General features: G+C 66.7%; 17 protein-coding genes. 9 read left to right on the forward strand and 8 right to left on the reverse strand.

What is annotated here, in order from left to right:
* Positions 1-172: 172 nt before the first annotated feature.
* A complete protein-coding gene (locus tag R5O87_RS11060; RefSeq protein WP_410556459.1) occupies positions 173-793 on the forward strand; it encodes an FAD-dependent monooxygenase in 621 nt (206 codons plus the stop codon).
* 178 nt (positions 794-971) lie between these two features.
* Here R5O87_RS11060 and R5O87_RS11065 read toward each other — a convergent pair whose 3' ends face one another.
* Complete coding sequence (locus R5O87_RS11065) at positions 972-1,559, reverse strand: copper resistance CopC family protein (protein WP_410556406.1); 588 nt, start codon at positions 1,557-1,559, stop codon at positions 972-974.
* Positions 1,560-1,670: 111 nt separating this feature from the next.
* Between R5O87_RS11065 and R5O87_RS11070 the strand changes: the two genes are divergently transcribed.
* On the forward strand, positions 1,671-3,110 hold the full coding sequence (locus R5O87_RS11070) for an NCS2 family permease (RefSeq protein WP_410556405.1): 1,440 nt from the start codon (positions 1,671-1,673) through the stop codon (positions 3,108-3,110).
* Between the two features lie 95 nt (positions 3,111-3,205).
* Positions 3,206-4,198: a formimidoylglutamase gene (gene hutG / locus R5O87_RS11075; RefSeq protein WP_410556404.1), complete on the forward strand. Its 993-nt coding sequence runs from the start codon at positions 3,206-3,208 to the stop codon at positions 4,196-4,198.
* Between the two features lie 6 nt (positions 4,199-4,204).
* Here hutG and R5O87_RS11080 read toward each other — a convergent pair whose 3' ends face one another.
* Both R5O87_RS11080 and R5O87_RS11085 read right to left on the reverse strand, forming a co-directional pair.
* On the reverse strand, positions 4,205-6,442 hold the full coding sequence (locus tag R5O87_RS11080; protein WP_410556403.1) for a transglycosylase domain-containing protein: 2,238 nt from the start codon (positions 6,440-6,442) through the stop codon (positions 4,205-4,207).
* A 74-nt stretch (positions 6,443-6,516) separates the two neighbouring features.
* Positions 6,517-7,821, reverse strand: a complete 1,305-nt coding sequence (locus tag R5O87_RS11085; protein ID WP_410556402.1) for a cation:proton antiporter — start codon at positions 7,819-7,821, stop codon at positions 6,517-6,519.
* A gap of 233 nt (positions 7,822-8,054) precedes the next feature.
* Between R5O87_RS11085 and R5O87_RS11090 the strand changes: the two genes are divergently transcribed.
* Complete coding sequence (locus R5O87_RS11090) at positions 8,055-8,315, forward strand: hypothetical protein (RefSeq protein ID WP_410556401.1); 261 nt, start codon at positions 8,055-8,057, stop codon at positions 8,313-8,315.
* Positions 8,316-8,426: 111 nt separating this feature from the next.
* On the opposite strand, the gene R5O87_RS11095 is transcribed toward R5O87_RS11090, so the two are convergent.
* The 4 genes from R5O87_RS11095 to R5O87_RS11110 all read right to left on the reverse strand — a co-directional run bounded on the left by R5O87_RS11095 (position 8,427) and on the right by R5O87_RS11110 (position 13,174).
* Positions 8,427-8,663 carry a hypothetical protein gene (locus R5O87_RS11095; protein WP_410556400.1) on the reverse strand — a complete coding sequence of 79 codons (237 nt, stop codon included), beginning with the start codon at positions 8,661-8,663 and terminating at the stop codon, positions 8,427-8,429.
* A gap of 165 nt (positions 8,664-8,828) precedes the next feature.
* Positions 8,829-10,421, reverse strand: a complete 1,593-nt coding sequence (gene hutH / locus R5O87_RS11100) for a histidine ammonia-lyase (protein ID WP_410556399.1) — start codon at positions 10,419-10,421, stop codon at positions 8,829-8,831.
* Between the two features lie 4 nt (positions 10,422-10,425).
* Complete coding sequence (hutU, locus tag R5O87_RS11105) at positions 10,426-12,123, reverse strand: urocanate hydratase (protein ID WP_410556398.1); 1,698 nt, start codon at positions 12,121-12,123, stop codon at positions 10,426-10,428.
* 223 nt (positions 12,124-12,346) lie between these two features.
* A complete protein-coding gene (locus R5O87_RS11110; RefSeq protein ID WP_410556397.1) occupies positions 12,347-13,174 on the reverse strand; it encodes an IclR family transcriptional regulator in 828 nt (275 codons plus the stop codon).
* Between the two features lie 402 nt (positions 13,175-13,576).
* Between R5O87_RS11110 and R5O87_RS11115 the strand changes: the two genes are divergently transcribed.
* The 5 genes from R5O87_RS11115 (at position 13,577) to R5O87_RS11135 (ending at position 17,656) form a co-directional block, all read left to right on the forward strand.
* Positions 13,577-14,317, forward strand: coding sequence for an SDR family oxidoreductase (locus R5O87_RS11115; RefSeq protein WP_410556396.1), 741 nt, complete (start codon positions 13,577-13,579; stop codon positions 14,315-14,317).
* A 239-nt stretch (positions 14,318-14,556) separates the two neighbouring features.
* Complete coding sequence (locus tag R5O87_RS11120; RefSeq protein WP_410556395.1) at positions 14,557-16,122, forward strand: amino acid permease; 1,566 nt, start codon at positions 14,557-14,559, stop codon at positions 16,120-16,122.
* 257 nt (positions 16,123-16,379) lie between these two features.
* A complete protein-coding gene (locus R5O87_RS11125; RefSeq protein WP_410556394.1) occupies positions 16,380-16,634 on the forward strand; it encodes a hypothetical protein in 255 nt (84 codons plus the stop codon).
* A 46-nt stretch (positions 16,635-16,680) separates the two neighbouring features.
* A complete protein-coding gene (locus tag R5O87_RS11130; protein ID WP_410556393.1) occupies positions 16,681-16,899 on the forward strand; it encodes a helix-turn-helix domain-containing protein in 219 nt (72 codons plus the stop codon).
* A gap of 121 nt (positions 16,900-17,020) precedes the next feature.
* Complete coding sequence (locus R5O87_RS11135) at positions 17,021-17,656, forward strand: LysE family translocator (RefSeq protein WP_410556392.1); 636 nt, start codon at positions 17,021-17,023, stop codon at positions 17,654-17,656.
* Here the strand turns inward: R5O87_RS11135 and R5O87_RS11140 are convergent.
* Positions 17,653-18,402 (reverse strand): 3-hydroxybutyrate dehydrogenase, encoded by a 750-nt coding sequence (locus tag R5O87_RS11140; protein ID WP_410556458.1) that lies wholly within the window; start codon positions 18,400-18,402, stop codon positions 17,653-17,655. The genes R5O87_RS11135 and R5O87_RS11140 overlap by 4 nt on opposite strands.
* Between the last annotated feature and the right edge of the window lie 148 nt (positions 18,403-18,550).

The following is an 18,550-nucleotide window of genomic DNA, read 5'->3' on the forward strand; positions in this document are numbered from 1 at the left end:
GGGAGGGGTACCCAGCGACCAAAAAATTCTGTAATGTCGAGGCACCATCGGTCCGGATTGTGCTCCACCGCACAGCCGGAAATGGGTTGTGTCTGCTTGCTGGGGCAGTGGACGGTGCATGGGCGATGATGCCCTGCGCTTCGAAAATCTCGAGGAGGAAGTAGTGTCACGCATGCCTGGTCTCAGCGGCGCAGAACGGACCACCACTGTGGTCATCGGCACCGGGCTTCCCGGTTTAGCCATAGCGACGGAACTCCGGCGCCGTGGCGTTGATTCAATCATCGTCAGCCGGCTGGAATCCCCCGGCGGCCAGTCCCAGAAATCCACGCACCAGCGGTGCGACGACGCCGAGGCAGCGTCCATCCAGGAGCGGAACGAGATTCTGCGGCACCTGCGCAACTACGCCTCAAGCCACCGGCTGGACATCCGCAGCGACACGTCAGCCGTGCTGCTCGACAAGATGGGGCCGGGAGCGGAAGCCTCACTGCACCGCTGGGCGGTGCACACCCCCGACGGCGTGCTGTTGGCCGACCACATTGTGCTCACGCGCTGCGCCCACAGCCAGCTGCGGCGCATGCTCACGGACCTCGGCATCTCCATCGGCACCAACCTCGTCGCGGCCATGCGCGCCATCGGCATTTACCTGGTGGGCGTAGGCGAGCTCATCACGCCGACGCCCAAGGAGGTGCTGCGCCAAGCCAAGGTGGTTGGCCAGGCGATCTCGGCCAAGGTCTACCCGGACAGCGTGCCCTCGGTCCTGACCGGAAGCTTCCCGGCGCTGCCTGCCATCTGAGTTAATCCTTCGGTGACTAGCAAGCCCGGCGGCGGGACCGCCGTCGGGCTTTCTTCTGCCCCGGTGGACGGGCTCCCGGTGCCGTCGTGGGGCACTTTGGCCACGCTTCGCGCCTCAATCCGCCCAAACACGGCGTGTCGCGGGTCAATGTGCCCCAGTTTGGCAGGATGTGCCGCTGCTAGGAGCCGTCGACGTCGTCGTCGCCCACGCTGAGCCGCCGGCGGGCCAGCACACCGAGGGTGACGAGCAGGCCGAGGGCCACGGCCGCGAACACCACGATGCTCCAGGGGAAGGGCTCCGAGGAATCCGGCGCGGTTCCCGTGGCCTGGGTGGCGCCGGGCTGAGGCGTACCGACGGTCTGGACCGGCGCGGACGTTGCCCCCGCCGCAGCAGCAGTGGCAGTAAAGGCGAACGTGCCCTCGATCGGGTGGGAGTCCGAGCTCACCACGCGCCACACCACCGTGTACTTCCCGGCCGGCGCACCTTCCCGGAGCTTCTGCGAGGCCACGTTGTCCACGATCTGCACCTGGCCGTCGGCCCAGTCGGTTCCGGCGGCGTCCGTCACCTTGACCTGGGAGCCGAGCCCCAGCGGGGTGTTGTTGAAGGTGATCGAGACCTTGGCGGGAGCTGCTGCCACCGTGGCGCCGTCGGCCGGGCTGCTGGATTCGGCGGCGTCGTGCGCGGAAGCGGGGCCGGCCGTCAGGAGCATGGCGACGAGCGCGAGCGCGCCAAGGAGGGCGGACAGCAGCTGGCGGGGAAAACGCATGGGCGGACTACTCCTAGTGTTGACTTCCTTACAGACTAGGCGAATTTGCTGGGACGGCACCGGGCAACCTACTAGGATTCAAGTAACCCCCACACTCTCACCGGAGGACTAATGCTCAAGCAGGGCTCTGCACTGGACCGGTACTTCAAGATATCCGAACGGGGGTCGAACTTCTCCCGCGAGATCCGCGGCGGTTTTGCCACCTTCTTTGCCATGAGCTACATCGTGGTGCTGAACCCCCTCATCCTGTCCGTCGCGGACTCCTCCGGCGCCACGCTCGGTTTTCAGGCAGTTGCAGCCGTCACCGCCTTCGTGGCCGGCATCCTGACCATCCTCATGGGCGCCTGGGCCAAGCACCCCTTCGCCATGGCCACCGGACTGGGCGTCAACGCCTTCGTGGCCGTGACAGTGGCCACCAACCCGGGGCTGACCTGGCCGGACATGATGGGACTGGTGGTCCTCTCCGGCGTCACCATGATGATCCTGGTCCTGACCGGATTCCGGACCGCCGTGTTCCGTGCGGTTCCGGACGGACTGAAGACCGCGATCGTGGTGGGCATCGGGCTGTTCATCGCCCTGATCGGCCTGGTCAACGCCGGCTTCGTCCGGCGCGTTCCAGACGCGGCCGGGACCACGGTCCCGGTGGGTCTCGGCTTTGACGGCAAGCTTTTGGGCTGGCCCACCCTGGTATTCGTGTTCGGCCTGATCCTGACCATCGCCCTGCTGGTGCGCAACGTCAAGGGCGCCATCCTGATCGGCATCGTCGCCTCCACCATCCTGGCTGTCATCCTCGAGTTCACGCTCCACATCGGCCCGAGCTTCGACGGCAAAAACTTCAACCCGCAGGGCTGGTCCCTGGTTGCCCCCAAATTCACCGAATGGTCGGCTCCCGACCTCTCCCTGATCGGCAAGGCCAACCCGGTCGGCGCCTTTGGCCATCTGGGCATTGTGGCCGCGGCACTGCTCGCGTTCGTGATCCTGCTCAGCATCTTCTTCGACGCGATGGGCACCATGGTGGGCCTGGCCAACGAGGCCGGCACCGTGGACAAGGAAGGCAACATCCCCAACGTTGACCGCGTGCTGCAGGTGGATGCCCTCGGCGCCATCGTGGGCGGCGGTGCTTCTGTGTCTTCCAACCAGATCTTCGTCGAGTCCGGCGCCGGCATCGGCGAGGGCGCACGGACCGGCCTGGCCTCGATCGTCACCGGCCTGCTGTTCCTGGTGGCCATGTTCTTCACCCCGCTGATCAACCTCGTGCCGTTCGAGGCCGTGGCCCCCGCGCTGGTGGTGGTGGGCTTCATGATGGTGGCCCAGATCGGCAAGATCCACTGGCAGGACTGGGGCATCGCCCTGCCCGCCTTCCTCACCTTCACGCTGATGCCGTTCACCTACTCGATCGCCAACGGCCTGGGCGCCGGCTTCATCTCCTACGTCCTCATCCGCTCCTTCCAGGGCCGCGCCCGCGAGGTGCATCCGCTGATGTGGGCCGTCGCGGCCGCCTTCGTCGTGTTCTTCGGGATCGGCCCGATCGAACAGGCGCTGGGCATGTAGCACCGCGCCAAGTGCCATCCCGCGGTTCCGGTATTCCAGACAGTACGACGGCGGCGCTGCTGGCTTTCGCCGGGTCCGTACGGTGAGCTTGAGGCATGGACTTTCCCGCGCTTACCGTTGACGATGAACCACGCCCCTGGACGGGCCGCTACGACGGCGACGGCGAAGCCCACCTCAGGTGGTGGCAGGCCGTAACGCCTGCTGCCGATGGCACTCCCGCACTGCACAAGCCCGCACTGCACACGCCCGCGGAGACCGCGGCATCAGCACAGCGCCCCGCCGTGATCCTCGGTTTCTGCAGCGACGAGGGCGTGCGCCGGAACAAGGGCAGGACCGGAGCCGCTGCCGCCCCGGCAGCGATCCGCAGTGCGCTGGGACCCCTCGCCTTCCATTCGGAACGGCCCGTCGCCGACGCCGGCGACGTGGTGGTCCGCGACGGCGGACTGGAGGCCGGCCAGGCCCGCGCAGGCCTCGCCGTTGCGGCGCTGCTCGACGCCGGCCGCCTCACGCTGCTACTCGGCGGCGGCCACGAAACCGCCTACGCCAGCTACCTCGGCGTGGCCGGGTCCAGGCCGGTCCGGGACGGCCAGCGGCTGGGCGTCCTCAACCTCGACGCCCACTTCGACCTCCGGGATGAGGCGGCGCCCACCTCGGGAACCCCGTTCCTCCAGATGGCCCGCGCGGAAGCCGCCGCGGGACGCGAACTAAAGTACGCCGTCGTCGGAATTTCCGAACCCAACAACACACGCGCGCTGTTCAGCACCGCCGATGAGCTGGGAGTGAAGTACCTGCTGGACGAGGACTGCACCGCCGGCGCGGCCGAGGCCTTTGTGGCGGATTTCCTCAGCGGGATCGATGTCCTGTACCTGACCATCGACCTGGATGTGCTGCCGGCGGCAGTGGCGCCCGGCGTCAGCGCCCCCGCCGCGTACGGTGTTCCGCTGCCGGTGATCAGTGCCGTCTGCCGCCAGGTGGTGGCCAGCGGCAAGCTCCTGCACGCGGACGTGGCCGAGCTGAACCCGGCCTTCGACATCGACAACCGGACGGCACGGGTGGCCGCGCGGCTGGTCAGCATCCTGCTGGGCTGAGAACCGCTAGTCCTTCGGCTTGGGCTTGGCCGTGGGTTTCGGGGCAGGCCGGACGGGTGCCTTGGGTTTTGCCACAGGCTTGGGCTTAGCCGCGGGCTTGCTCACGATCGACGCCGGCGGCTTGGGGAAGGCGGCAGCCGGATAGAGCCGCGCCACCTGGAGCATGTAGTTCGCCCACTGCGGGCCCGCGATCATGTAGCCGTCAATGCGGTCGTAGAACTTGCCGTTGACGGTCAGGTTGCGGCCCGGGCGCTGCTGGCCCTCGAGGGCATCGCCGAAGAACGAGGCCGTGGCCAGGCCGGTGGTGTAGCCCAGCACCCAGGTGGCGCTGTTGCTGTTGTTGGTGCCCGTTTTGGCCGCCACCGGCACACTCTTCTGGACCTTGGGGTTGATGTAGATGCCGGAGCCCTTGTTGAGCATGTCCTGGAGGGCCTTGTTGACGCCGCGGACCACGTTCTTGTCCACGGTCTCGCTGCACTTCTGGGCCTGCGCCGGGAGCTTCTTGCCCGCCACGTCCGCCACCCCGGCCAGGGCCACCGGCACGCAATACCGGCCGTCGGCGGCGAACGTGGCGAAGGCGCTGGCCATGGTCAGCGGGGCCACCTCGGTGCCGCCGAGCAGGTTGCCCAGCTGGTGCATGTTGACCGGTGTCCCGTCCAGCCCGCTGCGGAGTCCGACGGCGTTGACCATGTTCTGGATCCCGCAGAAGTCCAGCTGTGCGGCCTCGGCAAACGTGGCCGTGTTGATGGAGTTGTAGAGGCCGTAGTCGGCCGGCATCTTCCGGTAGTAGCCCTCGGATGCGTTCTGCAGGTCGTCGGCCGCTTCGAGTCCTGCCCGCCGCTGCTTGGTGCTGTAGGCGCCGGCCACCTTTCCGCACGAGTCCCGCCAGCGGAATCCCAGCGGGTATTCGCGCTTCGAGGCGTCCACCACCGTGGACATGGTCTTGCCCTGGTGCAGCCACTCGGCGAAGGTAAAGGGCTTCATGGTGGAGCCCGGCTGGAACCCGCCGGCGCCGTTGAGGTCGTTTCCGTTGGGGTCCTTGGCATCCACGTTGAAGTTCAGCTGGGTGTTGAACTTGCCGGGCTGGGGCAGGTACACCGTGTTCTGCGCCATCGCCAGGACCTTCCCGGTGCCCGGCTGGACCGTGACCAGCGAGGCGCCCCACCTGTCCGGATTGGCGCCGGCGGTGGCGTTCACCTGCGCCTGGGCCTTGGCCTGCAGCCGGCTGTCCAGCGTGGTGGTGATGGTCAGTCCGCCGCGGAAGAGCCGCTTTTCGCGGGCCTCGGTGTCCGCGCCGTAGGCAGGGTTGTTGAGGAACAAATGAGTCACGTAGTCACAGAAGTACGGTGCCATGGTGGCAGCGGCACATCCTTGCCGCGATGGCCGCACCTTCAGGCCGACGCCAGAGGCCACAGCGGCGTCATGCTGCTTCTTGGTGATCATCTTCTGCTTGAGCATTTCGCCGAGGACCTGGTTGCGGCGCTTCACCGAGTTCTTGGGGTTGGTGACGGGATCGTAGAAGCTGGGGCTGTTGACCAGGCCGGCGAGCAGAGCCGACTGGGGCAGGGTCAGCTTGCTGGCCGGAACACTGTAGAAATACTGCGCCGCCGCCTCAATGCCGTAGGCACTGCGGTTGAAGAAGACGATGTTGAGGTAGCCCTCGAGGATCTGGTCCTTGGTGAATTTCTTCTCCAGGGCCATCGCCAGGCGCATCTCCCGCAGCTTGTCCCCCATGGTCTTCTGGCCGCTGAGCACCACCTGGTCCTCACGGCCTTCGGAAATCAGGGACTCGTTGACGATGTTGGTGACGTACTGCTGGGTGAGGGTGGAGGCGCCCTGCCGGTCGCCGCGGGTCAGGTTGCTGGTCAGCGCGCGGAGAACGCCCTGGGTGTCCACGCCGCTGTGCTCATAGAAGCGGCTGTCCTCGATGGCGACGACGGCCTTCCGGATGAACGGGGACATCTGCTTCAGCGGAACCCGGACCCGGTTCTCCGAATAGAAGGTGGCGATGAGCTTGCCGTCCGCGGTCAGCATGCGGGTGGTCTGCGACGGCGCAGGCACGGCGAGTTCCGTGGGCAGGCTGTTGAAGTAGGAGATCGACTTGCTGACCGAGGTGCCGGCGAGTGCGGCCCCGGGCACCAGGAAACTGGCCACGAGGACCCCGCAGAGGCAGCTGACAACCACGAACCCCAGCAACTTTGCCAGTGCAAGAGCCAAACGGGATATCAACCTTCTGCCTGCCATGATCCAAGCTCACCACATGATCGGCCGGAAAGTAGAATACTCGCCGCTCCCGGCTTGATGCGTGCTTCGCAGGGTCAGACCGGGGTGTGCGGCGCCTTGCCCTCGTCGCCGAATTTCTCGGCCGCCCTGCGTTCGCGGAGCCGGTCCAGCCGCTTCATGACCGGTGCCGTGGTGGCCCCGTGCAGCACCACGGACATCGCCACGACCAGCCCGATGATGCTCCACAGGCGCTGCCCCTGGTCCCCGAAGCTGCCCTGGCCCAGGGCGTAGGCAAGGTAATACAGGGATCCGATGCCCCGGATGCCGAAGAAGGAAATGGCGATCCTTTCGCGGGGACCGGTCTTGCCGCGGGCCAGCGCAAGCCAGCCGGACAGCGGACGCACCATGACCAGGAAGGCCAGCGCCACGCCCACCTCGGCCCAGCCGACGCCGGCCAGCAGGCCCCGCGCGATCGCTCCGCCCAGGAGCACCAGGATGACCACCGTCAGGAGCCGCTCAAGCTGTTCCACGTAGGAGTGGAGGATGCGGTGATAGCCGTGGGTGCGCTCCGCCGCCCGAATGGTCACGGCACAGACGAACACCGCGATGAACCCGTAGCCCTCGATCATCTCGGTCACGCCATAGGCCAGGAAGGTGGCGGCCAGCGCAACGAAGCCCTCGGAGTGGTTGGACAGCCGGATGCTGTCGTGCCGGGCGGAGAAGAAAAGCAGGGCCAGCGCCTTGCCCGTACCGTAGCCCAGCAGCACGCCCATGCCGATGCGCCAGAGGACGTCCACGCCGAACCATTCCGGAAACCAGGCCGACGGCGCGGTCCCCACGAGGCTCATGGCAATGGCCAGGTACACAAAGGGAAAGGCCAGCCCGTCATTCAGTCCCGCCTCCGAGGTCAGGGCGAACCTGACCTCGTCCTCCTGGTCGGTGCCCACCTCTTCGTCGGCCGGCTCACCCACCTGCACCTCGGAGGCCAGGACCGGATCGGTGGGGGCAAGGGCGGCGGCCACGAGGAGCGCGGCGGCGAGTCCCAGGCCCAGAAGCCAGAGTCCGAGGAGCGTCAGGCCCAGCATGCACAGGGGCATGGCGATGCCGAGCATCCGCCAGGTGGTGGCCCAGTTCCGCCGCCCCACCGATCGGTCCAGCGCCAGCCCGGCGCCCATCAGCGAGATGATCACACAGATCTCGGTCAGGTGGAGCGTCAGCTCGGGATGCTGGACCGGGTTCGGGTCCGGGAGGTTGGGAAGCAGGCCGAAGGCGGCCGCCCCGGCACCCAGGAAGACCATCGGCATGGAGATCGGCGCGTTGCGCAGCGCCTTGGGCAGGATGGCGGCAACGAAGACGGCGACGCCCGCCGCGGCGAACATGATGCTGGCACCTTCAAACACGGTCGCCTCCTGCGCCGTCGGCATCTCGGACCTGACCAACACTAGCGCGCGACGCAGAACAGAGGGTGTCTCCGGCGCCGCTCAGAATCGCTTGCAGAGCGGCGGAAGGGCAGAATGGTTGATAAGACAACTATCGTAAATATTCTTGTCAAATGACAGTCATCTTACCTTTGGGCCTGTTCCCGGTAGAATGGTCTATTGCCCCCCCGGCAAGAACCATAGAAAGTCAGTACATGAGCACAGCAACCATGGAGCGCCCAACCGCTCCCATGAGCGCGTCTCGCTCGGCGGATGCCCGGTCCATCGACCTGGCGTTCACCAGTGCGGACCAGGTCCACGACGGCCTGGAAAGCGCGGTAGAGGCGCTGATCGAAACGGCTGCCCAGGAAGGCACCTGCGGCATCAAGGTCACGCGCCTTGAGCCGGGCCGTTACACGGTGGCCCTCGACGAGTCTGTTCCTTTCGGTGAAACACACGAGGACATCGCAGCCTAAGGCGCGAAAAAGCCCCCGATCCTGAACTCATGCTGGCCATCTGGCCGAATGATCCAAGGTCGGGGGCTTTTTTATTTCTGGTGTGCGTTCTACCGCACGGCTTGAGCCGGACTACATCCGGCGCACCTGCACGCCGTCGGACTTCATAAAGAGCTGGGACTCATGCCCGGCCGAGCCGGTCAGCCACAGCACGTTGCCGCTCTGTGAGATTTCCTCCACCTCGCCTGCCGCAATGACGTGCGCATGCTTGATGATCTCAATCCGCTCACCCACGTGCAGCGATCCCCAGTCGGAAACCGTAGCTGCGTGTGCGATGCGCCTGGAGAGGACTGCCCCGCGTGCTTTCATTTGAACTTCTACCCCTTTGTGGATGTTCTTCTTACGCCACAGCATCTTTGATGTGACTTTTACTACACCTTTAGTTCTACTACACTCGCCGGGCTGTGTGGCGCGCGTTGCAGACTATTTCGGCACCGCCGGCAATTGTCTGCCGGCGGTGCACATTGTTCACCGTCAGGCGAGATTGCCGACGGCGGATTCGGCCGCCGTGCGCACCGCGCCGGAGCCAACCAGCCGGTCCGCGGCCTCCAGTTCCGGTGAAAGGAACCTGTCCGTGCCCGGACCTGCGACGACGGTCCGCAGCGCTTCGAGGACAGCCGCCCCGGCAGGTCCCGGCGTCAGCTGGCCGCCGGAAAGCTGGGTACGCATGTCGATCGCCCGGGCCGATGTCACCAGTTCGATCGCGAGCACCCGGCGCAGGTTCTCCACGGCCTTCCGGAGCTTGCGTGCAGCGTGCCAGCCCATGGACACATGGTCCTCCTGCATGGCCGAGCTCGGGATGGAGTCGACGGATGCGGGAACCGCAAGCCGCTTGTTGTCCGAGACCAGCCCGGCCTGGGTGTACTGGGCGATCATGAGGCCCGAGTCCACGCCCGGATCCGCGGCCAGGAATGCCGGCAGGCCGTGCGAGCGGGCCGGGTCCAGCATGCGGTCAGTACGCCGCTCGGCGATGGAGCTGAGGTCCGCGACGGCGATCGCGAGGTAATCGAGCACGTACGCCACCGGGGCGCCGTGGAAGTTGCCGTTGGAGCTGACCCGGCCGTCGGGCAGGACCACGGGGTTGTCGATGGCGGCCGCGAGTTCACGGGAGGCCACCAGTTCGGCGTGGTCCACCGTGTCCCGGACAGCGCCGGCAACCTGGGGTGCGCAGCGCAGGGAGTAGGCGTCCTGGACGCGGGAATCGCCCACGCGGTGCGAAGCCACGATGGCCGAGTCGGACAGGACCCGGAGCATGTTGTCGGCGCTGGCGGCCTGGCCCGGGTGCGGGCGGAGGGCGGCGTGCAGCTCAGGCAGGAACACCTGGTCCGTGCCGAGCAGCGCCTCGACGCTGAGCGCGGCGGTGATGTCCGCCGTCGTCAGCAGCTGCCGCAGGTCCGCAATGGCCATCAGGAGCATGCCCAGCATGCCCTCGGTGCCGTTGACCAGAGCCAGCCCCTCCTTCTCGGCCAGGGTGACCGGCTCGATGCCGTGCGCGGCGAGCAGCTCGGCAACCGTGCGCTGGCCCGCGCCGCCGTACAGTTCGCCGTCGGGACCGGCGGCTTCGCCTTCGCCCATGAGGACCAGGGCGCAGTGCGACAGCGGTGCGAGGTCCCCGGAGCAGCCCAGCGAACCGAATTCGCGGACCACCGGGGTGATGCCGGCGTTGAGCACGTCCACCATGGTCTGCAGCACCACGGGCCGGACGCCGGTACGGCCGGATGCCAGCGTCTTGGCGCGCAGGAACATGATGCCGCGGACCACTTCGCGTTCCACGGCCGGGCCCATGCCGGCGGCGTGGCTGCGGATCAGCGATTTCTGCAGCTGTGTGCGGAGCTCGCCGGGGATGTGGCGGTTGGCCAGCGCGCCGAAGCCGGTGGAGATGCCGTACGCGGGCACGTCGCTGTGGGCCAGTTCGTCGATGTGCGCGCGGACCTTGGCGACGGTGTCCAGGGCTTCCTGGGAGATGGTCACCTTGGCGTCGTGGCGTGCGACGGCGACGACGTCCTCGGGCGTGGCACCGCTGGCACCGAGGGTGACGGTGAGCGGTTCGTGGGTAATGGTGGTCATGGTGTTAGTTGCCTTCATTCATGGGGATGCGGACGCCGCGCTCCTTGGCGACGTCGATGGCGCGGTCGTAGCCGGCGTCGACGTGGCGGATGACGCCCATGCCGGGGTCGTTGGTGAGGAGCCGTGCGAGTTTTTCGGCGGCGAGGTCGGTGCCGTCGGCCACGGAGACCTGCCCGGCGTGGATGGAACGGCCGATGCCCACTCCCCCGCCGTGGTGGATCGAGACCCAAGTGGCGCCGGAGGAGGTGTTGATCAACGCGTTCAGCAGCGGCCAGTCCGCGATCGCGTCCGAGCCGTCGGCCATGGCCTCGGTTTCCCGGTACGGGGAGGCGACGGAGCCCGAGTCCAGGTGGTCACGGCCGATCACGATGGGCGCCTTGACCTTGCCCTCCCTCACGAGCTGGTTGAAGAGCAGACCGGCCTTGGCGCGTTCGCCGTAGCCCAGCCAGCAGATCCGGGCCGGCAGGCCCTCGAACTCCACCCGCTCACCGGCAGCGTCGATCCAGCGGTGCAGGTGCTGGTTCTCCGGGAACAGCTCCTTGATGGCCTTGTCCGTGACGGCGATGTCCTCCGGGTCACCCGAGAGCGCGACCCAGCGGAACGGGCCCAGGCCCTCGCAGAACAGCGGCCGGATGTAGGCCGGCACGAAGCCGGGGAACTCGAACGCCCGGCCGTAGCCGCCCTTGCGGGCCTCGTCGCGGATCGAGTTGCCGTAGTCGAACACCTCGGCGCCGGCGTCCTGGAACTCCACCATCGCCTGGACGTGCCTGGCCATCGACGCCTGCGCCTTCTTCGTGAACCCCTCCGGGTCGGCCTCGGCCTCACGGTGCCACTCCTCCACCGAAATGCCCTCCGGCAGGTAGGACAGCGGATCATGCGCGGAGGTCTGGTCCGTGACGATATCAATGGCCAGCTCACCGGCCTGGTGACGGCGCAGCAGCTCCGGGAACACCTCGGCGGCGTTCCCGACGTACCCGACGGACCAGCCGCGGCGCTCTTCCTTGGCCTTCATGACCTTGGCGATCGCGGCGTCCAGGTCGGTCTCCACCTCGTCCAGGTAGCGCTTGCCGGCCCGGCGGCGCAGCCGGGTCTCGTCGACGTCGACAATCAGGCACGCGCCCTCGTTCAGGGTCACGGCCAGCGGCTGCGCCCCGCCCATGCCGCCGCACCCGCCGGTCAGGGTCAGGGTCCCGGCCAGCGTGCCGTTGCCGTCCCCGGTAAGCTTGCGGGCGATCGCGGCGAACGTCTCAAACGTGCCCTGCAGGATGCCCTGGGTGCCGATGTAAATCCAGGAACCGGCCGTCATCTGCCCGTACATCATCAGGCCCTCGGCCTCGAGCCGGCGGAACTCGGGCCACGTGGCCCAGTCACCAACAAGGTTGGAGTTGGCCAGCAGCACCCGCGGTGCCCACTCGTTGGTGCGGAACACGCCCACCGGCTTGCCGGACTGGACCAGCAGGGTCTCGTCCTTCTCCATCGTTTCCAGGGTCCGCGTGATCGCATCGAACGCAGCCCAGGAACGCACGGCCCGGCCGGTGCCGCCATAGACCACCAGGTCATCCGGGCGTTCGGCCACCTCGGGATCGAGGTTGTTCATCAGCATGCGCAGGGGCGCCTCGGTCTGCCAGGACCTGGCGGTGAGCTCGGTGCCGCGGGCTGCTTTGACCGGACGGGCACCGGTAGTGAAATCGGCGGGTGCCATGGTGGCTCCTTCGTGTTGCGGGGTATGTGCTGTTGCGTGTTGCGGAAGTTCTGTGGTGTTGCTCAAGGGTTCGAGCGGAAGTGCTTCTGTATCAACTAAAGCCCCTTCTGAGCGGGCCAGACAGGGGTTTCCGGCGGGTACTGTCCGGTATCCCAGACCCAACTAGGTAGCAGATCCGGGCGTTCTGAGCCTCGGGAACGCCCTGTGCTGCTACTTACTTGGGCTACTGCGTCCCGGGGCGGCCGTGGATCCGCACCGAGAGCTCGTCGGCGACCTTTTGCACGCGGGCGGCGAGTACCGGCCACTGGTCCTCCGGCAGTTTGTCCTCCAGGAACGTGACGGCGACTGCCGCCGTCGGCCATCCCAGGTGATCGGTGACGGCAGCGGCGATGGAACCAAAGCCCGGTGTCACCTCGCCGTGTTCCGTGGCGTAGCCACGCTGGCGCACCTGGTCCAGGTGCGATGAGAGGGCCGAGTACTTCATGATGGCGCCCTCCACCTCGTGCCGGGCACTGAAGGCGGCGGCGTTCGGATAGAGCGCGCGGACCTGCGACTTCGGCAGCGCGGCGAGGATCGCCCGGCCGCTGGCGGTGAGGTGGCTGGGCAGCCGGACACCGACGTCGGTCACCAGGGATGGCCGGTTCTTGGCGCGCTCCTCCACGATGTAGAGCACGTCCCGGCCGTGCAGGACCGCCAGGTGTGCGCTTTCGCCAAGGACATCAACGAGGGAGGCGAGCATTGGCCGCCCCAACCTGGACAGCGGTTCCTGCCGCGAGTACGCGGAGCTGAGCTCGAAGGCGCTGATGCCCAGGCCGTAGCGCTGCTCCTCGTGCAGGTGCAGGACGAAGCCGTTTGCCTCCATGACGCCCAGGAGGTGGTAGACACTCGAGCGGGGCAGCCCCAGTGCCGTGGCAATGTTCGACGCCGCCATCGGGCCCCGCTTGGAAGCCAGCAGTTTGAGGATCCGCAGGGTGTTTTCGGCGGCAGGAACCTTCGCTTTCACTGCTGATTCCGGCTGCTTCGCCGCGGTTGCGGCCATCGTGCCTGCCATGTGCCCTCCAGGCTTCGTCGTTGTCTGTCTTTGGGGTCTTGTCTGTTCGGGGTTCGTCTTTTCGGCGTTTATCCGAATGGTGTCCGGGATCCCGTACTTAAGCTTGCGCCTAACCAGTGCCCTGCGGCGCTCCTTCTCAATTGCCGCTGTCTGGAATACCGGACAAATGCCCAATCAGCCCCATCATCCCGCTTTCCTGTCCCCGGATGTAGCGTTTGTCCATGGAATATCCGCTGCGGGGCAAGGTGGCCCTGGTGGCCGGGGCCACGCGAGGGGCAGGCCGCGGCACGGCTGTGGCCCTGGGTGAGGCCGGCGCGGTGGTCTACTGCACCGGCCGCACGGCGAAGGGACGGACGTCCGACCGACTATCGCCGCCCGGAAACAATCGAGGAAACGGCAGCCATGGTGAGCGCCGCCGGCGGGACGGGCATCGCAGTGGCGGTGGACCATCTCCACGCCGCGGAGGTGGAAGCGGTGGTCGGCCGGATCGATCACGAGCACGGCCGGCTGGACATCCTGGTGAACGACATCTGGGGCGGTGAAAACCTCATCCAGTGGAACACGCCCCTGTGGGAGCATGACCTTGACGGCGGTCTGCGGATGTTGCATGGCGCCGTCGATACGCACTTGATCACGAGCCACTTCGCGCTGCCGCTGCTCATCCGGCAGCCGGGCGGACTGGTGGTGGAAATGACGGACGGAACGCGCGAATACAACGCCGCGCATTACCGGCTCTCCGCGTTTTACGACCTCGCCAAGTCCGCCGTCCTGCGGCTCGCCTTCAGCCAGGCCGAGGAGCTGAAGCCGTTCGGGTGCACGGCCGTGGCGCTGACGCCGGGATGGATGCGTTCGGAGATGATGCTCGAACACTACGGCGTGACCGAAGCCAATTGGCGCGAGGCGGCGGCCACGAATCCGCACTTCGCCGCCATCTCGGAAAGCCCGCGCTTTGTGGGCCGTGCAGTCGCCGCCCTCGCCGCCGATCCCGACGTGCACCGGCGGACCGGCGGTTCCTTCTCCTCGGGCGGCCTTGCACTTGAGTACGGCTTCACCGACGTGGACGGCTCGCGGCCGGACTGCTGGCGTTATCTGGTGGAGGTCCAGGAGGCAGGGCTGCCTGCGGATCCCACCGGCTACCGCTGACGCGTCGGGATAAACAAAGCGCGAACTGGCAGGTAACGCCCTCAAAACCGGCATTTGAAGGCGTTACCTGCCAGTTCGCGCTCGGGGCACCATCGTATGGCGCCAAAATTCCGAGCGCACAGCCTGCAGCCGCACAGTCTGAAATCAAAGACACCAAGAGCCGGTGAGCCTCATCACAGCCCCCGCCGACGTGGTGTGCTGGATAGCGATCCCCCTCCCAATGACGAGAAGGTATTGGCATGCAACAAGCCCAATCAACAGCCGAAACGGCGGCGCCTGACAGCACCACCGACGACAGCACCGCCGGCAATCCAACCGGGCGCACCGCGGCGGGCACCGCCGTCGGAAACGCCCGCAACGCCGTCGGAACCGCCGTCGGAACCGCCGTCGAATCCGTTCTGAACCGCGGCCTCAACGTCCGCCACATCCGTTTCATGGCGTTGGGCTCCGCCATTGGCACCGGTTTGTTCTACGGTTCGGCCTCGGCCATCCAAAAGGCCGGCCCCGCCGTGCTGTTCGCCTACATGATCGGCGGCGCCGCCGTGTTCATGGTGATGCGCGCGCTGGGGGAAATGGCCGTGCGGCACCCGGTCTCGGGATCCTTCGGGCAGTACGCCAGCCGCTACCTTGGCCCGCTGGCAGGCTTCGTGACCGGCTGGACCTACGTCTTCGAAATGGCGATCGTGGCCATCGCCGATGTCACCGCGTTCAGCATCTATATGGGTTTCTGGTTCCCGTCCGTGGAGCGGTGGGTCTGGATCCTGGCCATCATCTTCCTCCTCGCGGCGCTGAACCTGCTGAGCGTGAAGGTCTTTGGCGAACTGGAATTCTGGTTCACCTTGGTCAAGGTTTCAGCCATTATCGCGATGATCGCGGGCGGCGCGGCCATCCTTGCGTTCGGCTTCCAGAACGGCGACGCCTCGGCAGCAGCTCCGGGCCTGGGCAACCTGGTGAACCACGGCGGCCTGTTCCCCAACGGCTTCGAAGGGCTTCTGGCCTCGTTCGCCGTCGTCATGTTCGCCTTCGGCGGGATTGAAACCATCGGCATCACGGCCGGCGAGGCTGCCGACCCCAAGAAGGTCATCCCGAAGGCCGTCAACACCGTGCCGGTCCGCGTCCTGCTGTTCTACGTGCTCACCCTGGGCGTGCTCATGAGCCTCTTCCCGTGGAACGAGATCGGCAGCAACGGCAGCCCGTTCGTCCAGATTTTCAGCGGCCTGGGCATTCCCGCCGCACCCCACATCCTCAACGCCGTGGTGATCACCGCCGCGCTCTCCGCCATCAACAGCGACATTTTCGGCGCCGGCCGGATCCTCTTCGGCCTTGCCAAGCAGGGGCACGCGCCGCAGAGCTTCGGGCGTGTTTCGCGGCATGGCGTGCCGTGGATGACCGTGGTGATGATGGCCGGGATACTCCTCGTGGGAGTGGTCCTGAACGCGGTCATCCCGGAAGACGTCTTCCTGCTCATCGCGTCCATCGCCACCTTCGCCACGGTCTGGGTGTGGGTCATGATTCTGGCCTCCCACGTGGCGATGAAACGCGAGATCGCCCGGAACGGCCTGCCGGCGTCGGAATTTCCCTCGCCCTGGTGGCCGGCGGCGTCCGTTCTCACCATCGGCTTCATGGCGCTGGTGATCGCGGTGCTTGGCTTCTTCGAGGACACCCGCGTGGCGCTCTACGTGGGGGCCGTGTGGCTGGGACTGCTGGTGGTGGCCTACCGCCTCTGGGTCAAAGGCAACGGACGACGCCGGGCCCACCTTGACGATGAAACCTCGCCGCTGCCGGTGGTCGCCAAAACTGAGTAGGATTCCCCGCGAATCCGCGCGCCAGGCTGGAATAGAGAAAAACAAGTAGTAAAAATGGGTAAAGACAGGTAATCAGAGACTGTTTCACGAGTGCCTGATGTGATAAATGAGGTAGATGTTACTCGTGTGACGTATGTGATTCCTTCCTACAGTGGACTACACGGTGCCAGCCGGCTGGGGATCTGACCCCGGATGATGACCCGGACCCGCGCCGCCAGTGATTCGACGATTGGTCACACTGTGAAGGAGTGGTCCTCATGTTGGAAATCCAGGCCGGGGCACCGGCATCACATATTCAGTCCGGACGGTCACCGGGCTTCCTGGCCCAGACCCTGCAGCGGGCGCGGACGGCCGCGGTTCCGTACAAGATCGGCGACGTCCTGGTGGGCGACGATCCGTTCAACGGCAGGCGCGAAGGCACCGTGGTGGCCAAGAACGGCAGGTCGATCGGGATCCGGTCCTCGGACCGGGTGTACTTCTACGACTACCGGCAACTGAGGCGGCCGGACTAGGCGGGTCACCGCCAGTCCAGCCGTCCGACCCACAGGAGCCGAACCCATGTCCATCGCCAACCTGCCTACCGCGTACCTCACCATTGCCGAGGTCGCCGCGGCCCTGCGCCTGTCCAAAATGACTGTCTACCGGATGGTCCGGGCCGGAACGCTGGCGGCGGACCGGTTCGGCAAGTCCTACCGCGTGCCGGAGTCGGCCGTGGAGGAGTACATCCGGGCCTCAGGCAACCCGATCACGGAGGAGCCGCCGGGCCAACGCCGCTAAGCCCACTCGGCTAAGCTCACTCGCCTGTTGCGCCGTCGACTGTGGCGCCGTCGGCTATTTGCCAGCCGCTTAGAGCACATCGGTGCTGGCTGTTTGCCGGCCGGCGGCGTTACGATCAGGCATGCTCCCGCTGCAGAATCTCCTGGCCTTTGCCTTGGTCTCGGCTTTGCTGATCGCCGTCCCTGGCCCCAGCGTCCTGTTCGTCATCGGACGGTCGCTGGCCCTGGGACGGCGGGGCGGTCTGCTGAGTGTCCTCGGGAATGCGGTCGGGGAACTGCTGCAGATCGCAGGGGTGGCGCTGGGACTCGGCGTGGTGCTGGCTGAGTCGGTGCTGCTGTTCACGGTGGTCAAGTTTGCCGGCGCGGCCTATCTCATCTATCTGGGAATCCAGGCTGTGCTCCACCGCCGGGGCGGCCATGCTGCCACTGACCCGTCCAGGCCGGCGACAACCCGTCGGATCCTGCGTGAAGGCTTCGTTGTCGGGGCCACGAACCCGAAGTCGGTGGTGTTCTTCGTGGCCGTCCTCCCGCAGTTCGTAGACCACGGTGCCGGCGTCATTCCCCTCCAGCTTGCCCTGCTGGGTGCCACGTTCCTGGCCATCGCGCTGGTCTCGGACAGCATCTGGGCACTCGCAGCCGGCACCGCGAGGCAATGGTTCGCCCGTTCACCCCGCCGGGTGGCAGCCGTGACGACTACCGGCGGGGTGATGATGATCGGGCTGGGCGGCACCCTCGCCCTGACAGGTTCCAAGAGCTAGCGGGCGGACCAGCCGCCGTCCATCGTGTAGCTGGCGCCGGTGACCATGCCGGCGGCGTTGGAAGACAGCCACCCAACCAGCGAGGCCACCTCCTCGGGTTCCACCAGCCGTTTCACCGCGGACTCGGTGAGCATCACCTTCGCGAGGACCTCCGACTCCGGAATCCCGTGGACACGCGCCTGGTCCGCGATCTGCTTCTCCACCAGCGGGGTCCGCACATAGCCCGGGTTGATGCAGTTGGACGTGACGCCGTGCTCGCCGCCTTCCAGCGCCGTCACCTTGCTCAGCCCCTCAAGGCCGTGCTTCGCCGAGACATAGGCGCTCTTGAATGGCGAGGCCCGGAGCCCGTGCACCGACGACAGGTTGATGATGCGCCCGAAGTTATTGGCGTACATGTGCGGCAGCGCGGCACGGATCAGCAGGAAGGGCGCCTCGAGCATGAGCGCCAGGATCCGCCGGAACGCCACGGGATCGAACTCCTCGATGGGGCTGATGCGCTGGATGCCGGCGTTGTTGACCAGGATGTCGCAGTCCAGGCTCAGCGCGGCCAGCGCCTCGACGTCCAGGAGGTCGACGGCCCAGGACGTGCCGCCCACCTCGTCGGCGAGGGCCGCGGCGCCGGCTTCGTCGACGTCGGCCACCACCACCTTGGCGCCTCTGGCGGCCAGTTCCCGTACGCACGCCGCGCCGATGCCGCTGGCACCGCCTGTGACCAGGGCCTTGCGGCCGTTCAGGTTCTTTTCCACGTCCGGACCTTGTGCGTCCACAGTCTGCTCCTCCAAGTGTCCACGTTGACACGTGTCGCACGCCGTTGACTTCCAACTCGTGCGGCACTTCCGATTCACCCGAGTATTCCTGCAGAAGGAACGCGGTTCAATGACTAATCGGGCACTG

The organism is Arthrobacter globiformis, assembly GCF_046536215.2.
GTDB classification, from domain to species: Bacteria; Actinomycetota; Actinomycetes; order Actinomycetales; family Micrococcaceae; genus Arthrobacter; species Arthrobacter globiformis_E.

Excerpts from the sequence above, each read along its gene's own strand:
- R5O87_RS11060 (WP_410556459.1), top strand. The coding sequence starts at position 173 with ATGCCTGGTCTCAGCGGCGCAGAACGGACCACCACTGTGGTCATCGGC.
- R5O87_RS11065 (WP_410556406.1), bottom strand. The coding sequence starts at position 1,559 with ATGCGTTTTCCCCGCCAGCTGCTGTCCGCCCTCCTTGGCGCGCTCGCG.
- R5O87_RS11070 (WP_410556405.1), top strand. The coding sequence starts at position 1,671 with ATGCTCAAGCAGGGCTCTGCACTGGACCGGTACTTCAAGATATCCGAA.
- hutG (WP_410556404.1), top strand. The coding sequence starts at position 3,206 with ATGGACTTTCCCGCGCTTACCGTTGACGATGAACCACGCCCCTGGACG.
- R5O87_RS11080 (WP_410556403.1), bottom strand. The coding sequence starts at position 6,442 with ATGGCAGGCAGAAGGTTGATATCCCGTTTGGCTCTTGCACTGGCAAAG.
- R5O87_RS11090 (WP_410556401.1), top strand. The coding sequence starts at position 8,055 with ATGAGCACAGCAACCATGGAGCGCCCAACCGCTCCCATGAGCGCGTCT.
- R5O87_RS11095 (WP_410556400.1), bottom strand. The coding sequence starts at position 8,663 with ATGAAAGCACGCGGGGCAGTCCTCTCCAGGCGCATCGCACACGCAGCT.
- hutH (WP_410556399.1), bottom strand. The coding sequence starts at position 10,421 with ATGACCACCATTACCCACGAACCGCTCACCGTCACCCTCGGTGCCAGC.
- hutU (WP_410556398.1), bottom strand. The coding sequence starts at position 12,123 with ATGGCACCCGCCGATTTCACTACCGGTGCCCGTCCGGTCAAAGCAGCC.
- R5O87_RS11110 (WP_410556397.1), bottom strand. The coding sequence starts at position 13,174 with ATGGCAGGCACGATGGCCGCAACCGCGGCGAAGCAGCCGGAATCAGCA.
- R5O87_RS11115 (WP_410556396.1), top strand. The coding sequence starts at position 13,577 with ATGGTGAGCGCCGCCGGCGGGACGGGCATCGCAGTGGCGGTGGACCAT.
- R5O87_RS11120 (WP_410556395.1), top strand. The coding sequence starts at position 14,557 with ATGCAACAAGCCCAATCAACAGCCGAAACGGCGGCGCCTGACAGCACC.
- R5O87_RS11125 (WP_410556394.1), top strand. The coding sequence starts at position 16,380 with ATGTTGGAAATCCAGGCCGGGGCACCGGCATCACATATTCAGTCCGGA.
- R5O87_RS11130 (WP_410556393.1), top strand. The coding sequence starts at position 16,681 with ATGTCCATCGCCAACCTGCCTACCGCGTACCTCACCATTGCCGAGGTC.
- R5O87_RS11135 (WP_410556392.1), top strand. The coding sequence starts at position 17,021 with ATGCTCCCGCTGCAGAATCTCCTGGCCTTTGCCTTGGTCTCGGCTTTG.